The organism is Actinomadura soli (genome assembly GCF_005889715.1).
In the GTDB taxonomy this organism is placed as follows: domain Bacteria; phylum Actinomycetota; class Actinomycetes; order Streptosporangiales; family Streptosporangiaceae; genus Spirillospora; species Spirillospora soli.
In genome coordinates, this window is the sequence record NZ_VCKW01000247.1 from 1 (window position 1) to 12405 (window position 12405).

General features: G+C 67.0%; 15 protein-coding genes, 1 tRNA gene and 2 pseudogenes. 11 read left to right on the forward strand and 7 right to left on the reverse strand.

Features of this window, described 5'->3' with window-relative positions; all coding sequences use genetic code 11:
* The first annotated feature begins 463 nt into the window (after positions 1-463).
* The 5 genes from ETD83_RS33040 (at position 464) to ETD83_RS33055 (ending at position 4035) form a co-directional block, all read left to right on the forward strand.
* Positions 464-1207 (forward strand): AMP-binding protein, encoded by a 744-nt coding sequence (locus ETD83_RS33040; protein ID WP_230421349.1) that lies wholly within the window; start codon positions 464-466, stop codon positions 1205-1207.
* 2 nt (positions 1208-1209) lie between these two features.
* Positions 1210-1464 carry an AMP-binding enzyme gene (locus ETD83_RS45025; RefSeq protein WP_230421350.1) on the forward strand — a complete coding sequence of 85 codons (255 nt, stop codon included), beginning with the start codon at positions 1210-1212 and terminating at the stop codon, positions 1462-1464.
* 118 nt (positions 1465-1582) lie between these two features.
* Complete coding sequence (locus ETD83_RS33045) at positions 1583-2272, forward strand: polysaccharide deacetylase family protein (RefSeq protein WP_138649136.1); 690 nt, start codon at positions 1583-1585, stop codon at positions 2270-2272.
* 88 nt (positions 2273-2360) lie between these two features.
* Entirely contained in the window at positions 2361-3230 is an 870-nt protein-coding gene (locus ETD83_RS33050; RefSeq protein WP_138649137.1) for a fumarylacetoacetate hydrolase family protein, read from the forward strand.
* Between the two features lie 124 nt (positions 3231-3354).
* Complete coding sequence (locus ETD83_RS33055) at positions 3355-4035, forward strand: GntR family transcriptional regulator (protein WP_138649138.1); 681 nt, start codon at positions 3355-3357, stop codon at positions 4033-4035.
* A gap of 89 nt (positions 4036-4124) precedes the next feature.
* Here the strand turns inward: ETD83_RS33055 and ETD83_RS46160 are convergent.
* The 5 genes and pseudogenes from ETD83_RS46160 to ETD83_RS33080 form a co-directional block, all read right to left on the reverse strand.
* Positions 4125-4655: pseudogene (locus tag ETD83_RS46160) on the reverse strand (AMP-binding protein); the annotation flags it as partial.
* Between the two features lie 73 nt (positions 4656-4728).
* On the reverse strand, positions 4729-5583 hold the full coding sequence (locus tag ETD83_RS33065) for a fumarylacetoacetate hydrolase family protein (protein WP_205718015.1): 855 nt from the start codon (positions 5581-5583) through the stop codon (positions 4729-4731).
* 160 nt (positions 5584-5743) lie between these two features.
* Positions 5744-6304, reverse strand: coding sequence for a VOC family protein (locus ETD83_RS33070; protein WP_138649141.1), 561 nt, complete (start codon positions 6302-6304; stop codon positions 5744-5746).
* 232 nt (positions 6305-6536) lie between these two features.
* Positions 6537-6710 carry a hypothetical protein gene (locus ETD83_RS33075; RefSeq protein ID WP_138649142.1) on the reverse strand — a complete coding sequence of 58 codons (174 nt, stop codon included), beginning with the start codon at positions 6708-6710 and terminating at the stop codon, positions 6537-6539.
* A 19-nt stretch (positions 6711-6729) separates the two neighbouring features.
* On the reverse strand, positions 6730-7086 hold the full coding sequence (locus ETD83_RS33080) for a hypothetical protein (RefSeq protein WP_138649143.1): 357 nt from the start codon (positions 7084-7086) through the stop codon (positions 6730-6732).
* 168 nt (positions 7087-7254) lie between these two features.
* Between ETD83_RS33080 and ETD83_RS33085 the strand changes: the two genes are divergently transcribed.
* The 4 genes from ETD83_RS33085 (at position 7255) to ETD83_RS33100 (ending at position 9834) form a co-directional block, all read left to right on the forward strand.
* Complete coding sequence (locus ETD83_RS33085) at positions 7255-8112, forward strand: SDR family oxidoreductase (protein ID WP_138649144.1); 858 nt, start codon at positions 7255-7257, stop codon at positions 8110-8112.
* Between the two features lie 16 nt (positions 8113-8128).
* A complete protein-coding gene (locus ETD83_RS33090) occupies positions 8129-8431 on the forward strand; it encodes a putative quinol monooxygenase (protein WP_171064573.1) in 303 nt (100 codons plus the stop codon).
* Positions 8428-9180 (forward strand): SDR family oxidoreductase, encoded by a 753-nt coding sequence (locus ETD83_RS33095; protein ID WP_138649146.1) that lies wholly within the window; start codon positions 8428-8430, stop codon positions 9178-9180. The genes ETD83_RS33090 and ETD83_RS33095 overlap by 4 nt, the downstream gene beginning before the upstream one ends.
* Before the next feature lie 66 nt (positions 9181-9246).
* Complete coding sequence (locus tag ETD83_RS33100) at positions 9247-9834, forward strand: TetR/AcrR family transcriptional regulator (protein WP_171064574.1); 588 nt, start codon at positions 9247-9249, stop codon at positions 9832-9834.
* A gap of 1054 nt (positions 9835-10888) precedes the next feature.
* On the opposite strand, the gene ETD83_RS33105 is transcribed toward ETD83_RS33100, so the two are convergent.
* Positions 10889-11236 (reverse strand): hypothetical protein, encoded by a 348-nt coding sequence (locus ETD83_RS33105; RefSeq protein ID WP_138649148.1) that lies wholly within the window; start codon positions 11234-11236, stop codon positions 10889-10891.
* Between the two features lie 138 nt (positions 11237-11374).
* Positions 11375-11446 (reverse strand) — tRNA-Arg (locus tag ETD83_RS33110).
* A gap of 127 nt (positions 11447-11573) precedes the next feature.
* Here ETD83_RS33110 and ETD83_RS33115 point away from each other — a divergent pair.
* Entirely contained in the window at positions 11574-11936 is a 363-nt protein-coding gene (locus ETD83_RS33115; protein WP_138649149.1) for a response regulator transcription factor, read from the forward strand.
* Between the two features lie 10 nt (positions 11937-11946).
* Positions 11947-12405, forward strand: a pseudogene (locus ETD83_RS33120) (hypothetical protein); the annotation flags it as partial.

Here is a 12405-nt window from a genome sequence, read left to right on the forward strand (position 1 = left end):
GCACCCTCCACGACACTGCGGCCGGGATCGCCTACCTGCACAACCTCGCCGCCACCGGCTGACACACACCAACCGGCGGCCAGTCGGCATCACCCATTTCATGGACGAGTTACGTGACAGCTTTTAGCCCACGCCTACGACGCTGAGGCCCGCCGCGCACTGGTGCTCGCCGAAGCGGACGACATCACCGCCTGGCGGGAGGATCAGCCGGTACGTCACCAAGGCGCTCGGCACCGGCGGGCCGAGTTAATCTAGAGATTTTATTGACTTCTCGATAATTTCCCTTAGAGTTGCGGGCAGACGCCGCCGGTTCTGCGCACCGGGCCCGCGACGACCGGCACCCAGCAGGCCCACCCCACCCACGGAGGACCGCCACATGAGCGCGCGACCACCGGACGTCTGCCACCTGCCGTCGCCGAGCGGGCGTGACACAGATGTCGGCGCACCGAAGGAGCGAGGCTCGATGAACGTGACGGATCTCTATCGGGCGAGCCGGGACCAGTTGCTGTCACTGCGCAGCGAGCACGACCGCTCGGTCGCCGAATTCCGCTGGCCGGACCTCGGCGACCGCTTCAACTGGGCCGTGGACTGGTTCGACGCGATCGCGCGTGACAACGAGCGCCCGGCGCTGATGATCGTCGAGCAGGACGGCTCGTGCGCACAACGCACCTTCGGAGAGCTCTCACAAGCCTCGGACCGGCTCGCGGCGTGGCTGGCGGCACGCGGCGTGGGCAAGGACAGTTCGGTGCTGCTGATGCTCGGCAACCAGGTCGAACTGTGGGAGTCGATGCTCGCGGTGATGAAGCTCGGCGCGATCCTGCTGCCCACCACGACCGCGGCGCAAGCCGCCGACCTGGCCGACCGGGTCGCCCGCAGCGGCGCCCGCCACGTCATCTGCGACGCCGCCGACACCAACCGGTTCGACAAGGTCGGCGGCGAGTACACGCGCATCAGCGTCGGGCCGGCCGAGGGCTGGGCCGATCTCCGCGGGGCGGCCGAGCTACCCTGGGCGCCGGTCGAGCACCCGGGCACGGCACCCCAGGACCCCGTCTTGTTCTACTTCACCTCGGGCACGACGTCGCGGCCCAAGCTTGTCGAGCACACCCAGGTCTCGTATCCGCTCGGGCACCTGACCACCATGTACTTCATCGGCCTGCGGCCCGGCGACGTTCACCTGTCGTCCCAGCGCCCGACCCGGTGCGCCTAGCCGTGCCGAAGGCCTATGTCGCCCTGGGGCCCGGGCACGAGCCGACCGCGGAGACCGCGCGCTCGATCCTCGGCTACGCGCGAGAGAACCTGAATCCCTACCAGCGGATCCGCCGCATCGAGTTCTTCGAGTTGCCCAAGACGATCTCCGGCAAGATCCGCCGCGTGGCGCTGCGTGCACGGGAGAACGATGCGGCGCGGCAGGGCGCCACGCTCGACGAGTGGCGCGACGACCAGTTCCCTGGGCTCAAAGGCTGACGGGCGGCCGCGCGCACCTCTGCTGCTCCCGCGGCGGTGTCCGTCCCAGGACGGACGCACCCGTCGACAATAATCACGTCAATAAGGCTAAATTTCGAGAATTTTGAAGAGGTGCTGCATGCCCGGCAAGGAAGCTGATCGCAGGCGGGTGACGCTCACGTTCGACAACGGGCCGACCCCGGGCGTCACCGACAACGTGCTCGACGCGCTGGCGGCCCGTCGCGTCTCCGCCACGTTCTTCGTGGTCGGCACCCAACTACGGCAGCGGGGCGGCCTGGCCCTCGCGCGGCGGGCTGCGGCCGAGGGGCACCGCATCGGTCATCACACGGCCACCCACACCGTCCAGCTCGGCGCCGCCGGGGATCCCGAGGAGGCCGTGGCCGCGGAGATCACGGCCATCGAGAACGACATCGACGCGCTGGCCGGAACCAGCGAGACCGAAGGCGAACGCCTGTTCCGGCCGAACGCCGCGGGCGGCGTCCTCGACACGCGCGTGTTCAGCCCGGAGGCCGTGCGGTACCTACAGCGGCACCGCTACACGTGCGTCCTATGGAACTGCCTGCCACGCGACTGGGAGAACGTCACGGGCTGGGTGGACCGCGCTCTGGCGGACGTAGCTCGCATCGACTGGTCCGTAGTGGTCCTGCACGACTTCGACACCGGGGCGATGGACCGGTTGCCGGCGTTCCTGGACGGACTGGCCGGGATGGACGCCGAGATCGTCTCCGAGTTCCCCGACTCCTGCGTCCCCATCAGGCGGGGCCGGCTCCAGCACTCGCTGTCCCACCTCACCAATGGAGGCGGGTGACCAGGGGCGAGACGCCCACCGCTTCACCCCTCGACCCGGCGTCCGGGGAATCCGCGTACGAGACACACATCTACAACGGGAGTTGCAAATGCGTTTCGCAAACGTCGACGGTCGTCTGACCCTTCTCGTCGCCGACGGCCCCATCGACGTCGCCGGCGCGAGCAAGGGCCGGTTCGGCCCATCACCGCAGGCCGCCTACGAGTCGTTCGACGACCTGCGGCGATGGGCGGAGGACCGGGGCGAGCCGGCCAGTGCCGGTTCCGAGGCGGGTATGTACGACCCGAGGGCCCTCGGCCCCGTGGCGCCCGCCCCCCGCCAGGTCTTCGCCATCGGCCTCAACTACCGGGACCACGCCGCCGAGGGGGGCATCACCGCCCTCCCTGATGAGCCGACCGTGTTCGCCAAGTACCCCAGCTCGTTCTCCGGACCCGTCACCGACGTGCCGCTGCCCGCCGGATCCGTCGACTGGGAGGTCGAACTGGTCGCGGTCATCTCACGCACCGCGCGCGCCGTGGACCCCGTCCGAGCGTGGGATCACGTCGCCGGTCTGACCGTGGGGCAGGACCTGACCGAAAGGCGGTTGCAGCAGCGCGGACCGGTGCCGCAGTTCTGCCTGGCCAAATCCCATCCGGGCTTCTCCCCGACCGGGCCCGTGCTGGTCACACCCGACGAGCTGGCCACCCCGGACGACCTGGAGATCGGCTGCGCCGTCAACGGCGAACAGATGCAGAAGGCACGGACGGCCAGCATGATCTTCTCGATCCCGCAGCTCGTGGCGTACCTGTCCACGATCGTCACCCTGTATCCGGGAGACGTGATCTTCACGGGGACGCCATCCGGGGTCGGAGCGGGCCGCACGCCCCCGCGCTACCTGCGTCCCGGTGACGAGCTGCGCAGCTGGGTCGAGGGCATCGGCGAGCTCAGGCAGCGCTTCGTCCCACCCCGCCCAGAAGCCTGACCACCCCGCGCTGCGGCGCTCGTCTCGGGTTCACGTCCGTGCCCGTGCCCGCGCCCAACATCCCGAGATAGTTCCAATAACCCGTGGTTCTGGCGTAGTCCCGACGTTTAGTTAGCATGGATGCATGGCAGGCCGAATCTCGACGACCCGATCCGAGCTCGTCTACGAAGAAGTCCGCAAGGAGATCCTGCGCGGCACGCTCCCGCCCGGCTCCCGCCTGCGCTTCGTCGATTTGGCCAAACGCTTCACCGTCAGCCAGTCCGTGGTCCGCGAGGCCCTGATGCGCCTGGCCGAGCAGGGCCTGGCCGTCGCCCTGCCGCAACAGGGCTTCCGGGTCCGAACGTTGAACCTGACCGATCTCCACGAGATCACCGAGGCGAGGATCGATATCGAGAGCCTGGTCATGCGCCATGCGATCGCACGTGGTGACCTTCAGTGGGAGTCGTCGGTGATCGCCGTGCACCACACCCTCGCCCGTACCCCGCCGACGACGGAGCGCGGGGAGATCAACGAAGACTGGGTCGACGCGCATGAGGCGTTCCACCACGCGACCCTGCAAGGCTGCGAGAACGGAAGACTCCTGTCCATCGCGACGTCCTTGCGAGAGGCGGCGTCGCTCTACCGGTGGTGGTCCGGGTCCATGGCCCCGGACCCCGAACGCGACGTCGCGCTGGAGCACCGCCAGATCCTCGATGCCGTGGTCGCCCGCGACGAGGTGAACGCGGCGTGCCTGATCGCGCAGCACATCCAGCGCACCACCGACGCGCTGATCAACGCGGCGCCCCGTTCCGAAGTACGCGGCTGACCTTCCGGTACGACCGGCCTGCGCGCGCCGTTCAGACGGCGTCGTTGGGCATGGCCTCTCGATCCCACGAGCCATAAAAGGACCGTAGCCAGATCGTCGGGCGAAACGGCGGGCAGGCGGGGAGAGGCGTATGAGCCCGCCAGAACCTGGCTGAGGGGCTCCCATCCCGGAAAAGCCGCGCCTCGGACGAAACAGCGCCCTGAGGCGGCGCCTTCCGGCAGCGCCGCGCGCAAGGCCGGCACGACCGACTCGTCGGCGACGATCAACCGTGGTTCGCTGTGTTCGAGAACGTATCGGAGACCGTCACCCCTGAGGCCCAGGTTCACCGGGACGAACGCGGCGCCGAGAAGTGCCGCTCCGAACCAGATGTCGAGGAACTCCAGGCAATGGGGAAGCATGATCGCGACCCGGTCTCCGCGTCCGACGCCCGCCGCGGCCAGGGACGCCGCGGCCTGCCCCGCGCGAGCCCGCATCTGGCCGTACGACACGGACTCGTCCCGGAAGCGGACGAAGAGGTCCCCGGGACTCGCCTCCGCCCTTGCCGTGAGCAGGGCGGGCAGCGTCGCCGGTGCCATGGCGTCCCCGACGTACACGAGTTCGCCCGCACCTGCTTTGTCCATCAGATCTCCATCTGAATAAAGCCATCCCGGATGGCACCCTGACGGACTCGTCCGCCACTAATGGTTTATGGCCTCATACCGTTCCGCGGATCTTCCGAACAGGGGGCGGCTCGACGAGCCGGTTGACGATCCGTCCGAGGCCCTCGACTTCGAGGGTCACTTCGTCGCCGACGGTGAGCCAGGGGTATTCGTCCGGGTCCTTGGTCGCGGACAGCTCGATGATGCAGCCGGTGCCCACTGTTCCCGACGCGATGTGATCTCCCGGCTTGACCCAGGTTCCACGGGATGAGTACGCGACGAGCTCGGCGAAGCTCCAATACATGTCCGACAGATTCCCCTGGCTGTACTGCCGGCCGTTGACGAACGCCTTCATCTCCAGGTCGAAAGCGTTGTTCTTCCGCAAGGGCTCGATCTCGTCCTTGGTGACGAGAAACGGGCCCGTCGTCATCGCCCAGTCCTTGGTCTTGAACGGTCCGACCTGGAACTTCACCTCGTGACCCTGAATGTCGCGCGCGCTCCAGTCATTGAAGACGCAGTAGCCGACGATCAGATCTTCCGCCTCGTCGACGCTGACGTTGGTCCCTTCCCTGCCCACGACCGCCACGACTTCGAGTTCGTAGTCCAGCCTTTGCGAACCGGCGGCGGCGGGGATCGCGGCACCGGATCCGGTCAGGCAATGGGGGTTGGTGAAGTACACCATCGGGCGCTCGTACCAGTTGTCGAAGTCGAACGGCACCCCGAGACCGGCGAATCCCGCGCGGAGATGTGCTTCGAACGAGGCCGAGTCCCGGATCGACGGTGGTTGAGGGATCGGCGCGCACAGTTCGACGTCGTCGACCCCGACGACTTCACGGGGACCGTTGGTCGCCCTGTCTCCCGCCGCCGCCAACGCCGTCCCGTCGTCGCCGAGAAGGTCGAGCAGGCTCACTCCCGCCTCGAGACCGAGGATCTGGTCGTCGACGACCAGTCCGGTGCGCCGGTCCCCGGTCGCGGGAGAAAGATAGGTGGCCCACTTCATGGCAACTCTCATTCTGTTGGCGAAAAGCGCACGGCGTCACCGACCATCGGCGCCCGCGAAGCCGAAGTCCTCAGCCGGCGGTGCCGGGTGTGGTGGATCGGTCGCGCCAGGGGTTGTTGCTGCTGTGGTCGCCGGCGAGCCAGCGGGCGAGGTCGGCGTGCGCGGTGCGGAGTCGTTCGGCGTTGATGTTGTCGATGTCGGGATGGTCGACGGTGAATTCGAGTTGGAGTTGGTTGGGGTCGGTGGTGTAGAGGGAGACGCAGTAGCCGTGGTCGATGATGAAAGTGCCGGGCTCGGTGCGGCCGGCGTCGATGAGGCGCTTGTGGATGGCCTGTTGGGTGTCCTGATCGACTTTGAGGGCGATGTGGCGGATCGGCGTGTAGTTGATCTTGGTCTGGAATTCTTGCTGGGCCTCCGGGTCGGCCATTTGGAAGAAGGCCAGGGCACTGCCGTCGGCGAGGCCGTAGAAGGTGTGGGACAGGGCGCGTTCGGTTCCGTTGAGGACTTCGCGTTCGGTCCAGGTGGCGATCAGGGGCAGGCCGATGATGTCTTCGTAGTAGCGGCGGTTGGCCTCCTGATCGTCGACCATCCAGCCGTAGTGGTGAAGCCGCACCGGTAGTTGCGCGTTCATGTGGTGGTCCTCCGTGGGTAGGGCGGGCTGCCGGGGTGCCGGTCGCCGCGTGCCGGGCACCGGCGGCGCCGACGGCTGTGCCGTGTCCCGCCGCCGGCAGTGCCGGTTCTGCTTGCAACCCTAAGCCAGATTCTCGAGTAGTCAAGAAAATCTCTAGAATTCTTCTCTGAGGTTGTGCCCGCACGGCGAGGGGCCCACCGAAGCGAACAGGGCCGCGCCAGACGTCCAGGGATCACTGAGAGCGGAGCTCGCCCAGCGATCTCACGAAGGGCAGGTCTGGACACTCGTCCCAGCCGACGATCCGGCGGTGCGGAGGTGCCGTCGTGGCGACGCCCTCGACTGCGAGTTCGGCCAGTGCCCGGCGGGCTCTGGCCACTGCCTGTTCCCGGTTCGGGGTCCACACCATGAGCTTCGCCAGCAGTGAGTCATAGAAGGATCTGCGACGTGGTCGCCGGGTTGCCGGGCAGCACGGTGGTGCGTGGCCAGGCCGTATCCGTGAGCGTGGTCGACGCAACGTACTCGGGTCGCGTGTTCAACACCTGCAGGACGGGCTCCCAGTCGGGGACGTCCGAGGTGTTCCAGGACGCCCACGAACCGGCGGACAGCTCGTAGGTCCACGGGCCGAACAGGAACGCGTCGGCGCGCTGCGTCGGTCTCGTGATCACCTGCCCGAGGGTCCATCCGCCGCGGTCGAACCCGTCCCCTTCGCGCTTCCTTGGTCGCGCCGCCGTTCCCTGCATCACGCGGTCGAGAGTGGCCTGAGTGATGGTCGTCAGCTTCATGACCCGCGATTCCCTTCTGTTTCGGCGCCCCCTTGCGGCCTCGCCCTCTGCTACGAGCACCACCGCCCCGACCCGGCACCGGCTCCCGGACTTTTCCGGAGGTCGCCCTTGACATCTCTAACCAGATAGTTACTCTGTAACTAACCAGATAGTTAGTCAGGAGACGACATGAGCACCAACCAGAAGACCTGGTTCATCACCGGCGCCTCGAGGGGCATCGGACGCGAGCTGGCCGAGCAGGCGCTTCGCCGTGGCGACCGGGTTGCGGCCACCGTGCGCAACCCCGCCGCTCTCGACGAGCTCCGCGACACCTACGGCAGCCGGCTGTGGACGGCTCGGCTCGACGTGACCGACGACGACGCCATGCGGGAGGTCGTGCGCAAGGCGTTCACCGAGCTCGGCCGGATCGACGTCGTGGTCTCCAATGCCGGTTACGGGCTCATCGGTGCCGCCGAGGAGTTCACCGACGCACAGGTCACCGCCATGATCTCGACGAACCTGACCGCCGGCATCCAGCTCGCCCGGGCCACCACCCCCTATCTGCGCGAGCAGGGCGGTGGCCACTTCATGCAGATGTCGAGCATGGGCGGCTTCATCACCTACACCGGGTTCGCCATGTACCACGCCACCAAGTTCGGCCTCGAAGGGTTCTTCCAGGCTTGGGCCAGCGAGGTCGAGCCCTTCGGCATCCGCACCACGCTGGTCGAGCCGGGCCAGATCCGGACGTCGTTCTACGAATCGACCCAGATCGCAGAGACCTCCGACCCCTACCGCGACCACTCGTCCCTTTGGCGCGGCCATGTCGACCTAGAAGCGATGCCCGGAGACCAGGCCAAGGTCGCGGCGGCCATGATCGACGCGGCCGACGCGGCCACCACCCCGCCTCGGCTGCTCCTCGGCTCGGATGCCTTCGAGTTGGTGACCAATGCCCTCACCGAGCGGCTCGACTACTTCAAGGCACACGAGGCGGTGTCCCGGAGCACCGACGTCGACGGTTTCGTTCCCCCCGGCCAACAAGCATCCTGAACCGCGGGAGAGACCGTTGATCCTCATCACCAAGTTCCACGCCCGATCGAACGAAGCAGCAGCGGAACTCCGCCGCCGACTCCTGACGACGGCAGCGTCCGTCCCGGCCGAAACCGGCAACCTCGGCTACGAGGTCTGCGAACTCGAGGGACGCCCCGAAATCCTGTACGTCGTCGAGTCCTGGCAGACCGCAGTCGACGCCGCCGGGCACGTGCGGCGCATGGAGGAGTCCGGCGCCATTGCCGGGGTGCTTCCGCTTCTGGCCGAACCGCTGTCCACCACCACGCTGGACACCATCCCGGGAGAAAGATCGTCATGAAACTCAACGGAAACCGCATTCTCGTCACCGGCGCCGGAACCGGGATGGGTTTGGCAGCCGCGAAACAGCTCACCGCGCTCGGCAACGAGGTCCTGATGGTTGCCCGCAACGAGGAGCGGCTGTGCCGGGAAGCCGCCCGCTTGGAGAACGCCGGCGTCTTCGCCTGCGACCTGTCCGACCCGGCGCAGATCACCGCGCTCGTCGAGCATGTCCGTGAAAATGTGCCCGACCTCAACTGGGTTTTCCTCAACGCCGGCGTCACGCACACATACAAGATGTTCGGCACCGAGGACACCATCGCTTTTGCGGCACAGGAAATGGAGACCAACTACCTGTCGGCCGTCCGGATCTTGACGCTGCTCGAGCCGGTACTCGCGCAACAGATCGACCCGGCGTTCATCCTCACCACCTCCGGGACCGCGCTCGTCCCGGACATCTCGAACCCGACCTACAGCGCGACGAAAGCCGCCTTGCATTCGCTCGCGCAGTCGGCCCGGCTCACGTTGCAGCGCAAGGGCTCTCCCATCAAGGTCTTCGAAATCCTGGCCCCGCTGGTCGATTCACCGTTCGCGAAGGACGTGCCGTCCGAGCACAAGCTGCCCCCGGCCGACGTCATCCGCGACGTCCTCGCGGACATCGGCAAGGACGTCGCCCAGATCCACCCGGGACCGACCAGCGAGCTGTACCGGGTGTTCCTGCAGTCGCCCGAGGAAGCGCTGGACCTCATCAACGGGATGACGAACGCCTGAGCAGTCGAGCGCGAGGTGGATTACTATCCGGTTAGTTACCGATTCCGCAGCGAAAGGAGCGGCGCCGTGCCGGCGAAGCACACCCCCCAGTCCGAGGCCACCCGGGAGCGCCTGCTCAACGCCGGCTTTGCGGAATTCACCGCGCACGGCCTGGCCGGTGGACGGGTCGACCGCATCGCCGAAGCCGCCGGCTGCAACAAACGCCTGATCTACCTGTACTTCACCGACAAAAACGGATTGTTCGAAGCGGTGGTCACCCGGCACATCGAAGCCATGATGGACGGGGTCACCTTCGACGCCGAGCACCTCGCCGCGTACGCCGGGCGGCTGTTCGACTGGCTGTACGACCGCCCGGACGTTCTTCGGTTGCTCGGCTGGCGAAACCTGGAGCGAGACGAAACCTCGGACGTCGAGCGGCAGTCCTACAGCAAGAAGCTGGAGGCGCTCGACACCGCGCTGGACGAGAAAAAGCTGGCGTCGGACATCGACCCCCGCGACCTGCTGACGCTCATGATCGGCATGGTGACGGCCTGGGCGGGGCCGTCCCCTGCCTTGCTGGACGCGGTGGGACGGCCCACAGACGAACAGGTGCGACAGCGCGCCCGCGCCTCTCTGGTCGCCGCGGTGGAGCTCATCGCGCCGGCGCAGTCCTGATCCAGAACAAGTCCGGCAGCTGGGCTCTCAGATGCCGGAGCTCGAGCCCGGCGAGGAAGAACACCACCGCGTAGGCGATGTCCCACGCGGTGCCAAGGCGATCCAGCGGTACCCCGGCGGTGCTGCGTTCCGGTCATCCCGCGGCGGCATGGCGGCCGTCCGGCGTGTCGATTGTCAACGACGCCGCAATTCGCTGGCACACATTCCGTGATCGACCTACACCAAGGTTAATTGGTCATGGCGGTTGGGTGAATGGACGGGCCGGTGGTGCGGGCGTATGCCGGTGGGTATGGCCAGATACCCCCAGAGCGGTGGGATGACCGATGCGGGCCGACAACGGCGAGAACAGGTTCGGATGCAGGCCGTGCAGTGGTTCGCCGAGAGCCGTCCCAACGCGTGGATCGCCGCTGAGTTGCGGGTCGGTATGCGGCACGTGGAGAAGTGGCGGCAGGTGGAAGCACCGCGGGCGACCTGGGCGCCTGGATCTGTTTGAATACGAGCTGGAACAGAACGGCGTCCCTCTGCTGGCGGCCAACGAGCCCATCCTTCCCGAACCGGAAACGGCTGACATGCCCACAAGCGTGCCGCTCCCATTCTCACCCGGAGTATCAACCAGGCCATCGCCGAATGGTACGCCGTGCAAATGCTGGAACTGTCCTGGGACGGCTTCTGTGAACACACCGAACAGGGCTTGAACATCGGGCGCCCACCCTATGGATACATGGCCGACAGGCGCCCCCATCCCGTGCCGGCCAGACGTGCAGAAGGCAAGACCAAAACGCGCCTGATCCCCGATCCTGCCAAAGGCCCCACCGTCACGACCATCTCGCCAGCCATCCACCCCCAGAACCGGTCGACCCACGCCGCGCGGTCGGACGCTGGACCGGCTCGGCGGTCCGCGGCATCCTCAACAACCCCAAGTACACCGGCTACATGGGTGTGGAACCGCCGCGCCTCCAAGAGGGGCGGACGCCACAACGTGCCCGGCGAATGGATCTGATCACCCCGTCCCACATACGAGCCGCTGGTGACCAAAGACCTGTTCGAAGTCGCCTCACCGGTGGCCCAGCAACGCCAGGGTTCCCGCCCCACCAACGCCAGGAGCACACACCCCCAGGCCAAACGCTCCTACCGCCTGCGCTCGTATGTCTGCTGTGACCTGTGCGGGCGGCGGATGTTCGGGAAGACGCGGCACGGCATCGCCTACTTCGCCTGCCAGCCCGAACGCCAGCATCACAAGGACCGCGCCGACTGGTACCGCGACCATCCCAAGAGCCTGTGGGTCCGGGAGGAGACCCTGCTGGACGGCGTCCGCCATTTCTTCGCCGAACGGATCTTCGGCCCTCACCGCCAGCTCTACGACGCCTTCCAGCTCCAGGTCCGCTACAACCGGGCTCGGCACGAGGCCACGTTCCGCGTGACGGTGCGAGAAGATACGGTGAAGATGCTCACCAAGGCCACAGAGAGCATCACGGAACGAGGATCTGAGATGCAGACGGAACAGAGCCGAAACGACGGCCGCCTGTTCCCATCTTCTGGGCGCCCCCTGCAGGATTCGAACCTGCGCACACGGCTCCGGAGGCCGTTGCTCTATCCCCTGAGCTAAGGGGGCGTGCGCCCTTGGGCGGCGCGGTAGAAGATTACCAGGGTTGGCGGGGTGACGCGCACGTGGACGTTCGCCGTGCGTCACGGGGGTGGAGTGGGCTAACTTCGAGGCCGTGACCGAGCCACTGGGACGCGTGCTGGTCGTCGATGATGACGAGGTGATCCGCCAGCTCATCGCCGTGAACCTGCAACTGGAGGGGTTCGAGGTGTCGACCGCGGTGGACGGTCAGGACTGCCTGGAGAAGGTTGCCGAGGTGCGGCCGGACGTGATCACGCTGGACGTGATGATGCCCAGGCTGGACGGGTGGGTCACGGCGGTCCGGCTGCGGGAGGACCCGGAGACCGCGCACATCAGGGTCGTCATGATCACGGCGCGGGCGCAGGAGCACGATGTGCGCAGGGGGCATGAGATCGGGGTCGACGCCTACGTGACCAAGCCGTTCGACCCGAATCAGCTGATCCAGACCGTGCGGAAGCTCGCTGCGGTGGCCGGATAGTCTCACCGGTGTGACTTCAGCCGATGTGAGCGGTGCCCTTGTGGGTGCGGTGCGGGACGCCGTGGCCGAGGGTGAGCTTGATGTGTCGGTGCCTGATGAGGTCGTTGTTTTCAGCCGGGGTGCTGGGGTTTATGAGAGTCCTGTGGCATTGCGGCTTGGGGTTGATCCGTGGGTGATCGCGCGGCGGGTCGGGGGGTCTGTCGGCGAGGGCGGGTTCGTGCGGGTTGTGCTGTCGGTGGACGAGGTGGTGGACGGGGTTCTCCACGGTTTTGAGTGTGTGCGGCTCAAGGGCGGGTGGAGTGAGTGGCCCCGGACGTTTGGAAATCCAGGGTTTTCGGTGCGGTATGCCTATGCGCGGGCCTGCTGGGTGGGGCGTTGGGCTTCGGAGCTTGGGATCGGACGGGGGCCGTTGCAGGACGTCCAAGCGGAGGAGCTTGAGCTTGTGGGGGTGCTGGGGGACGTGCGGGGG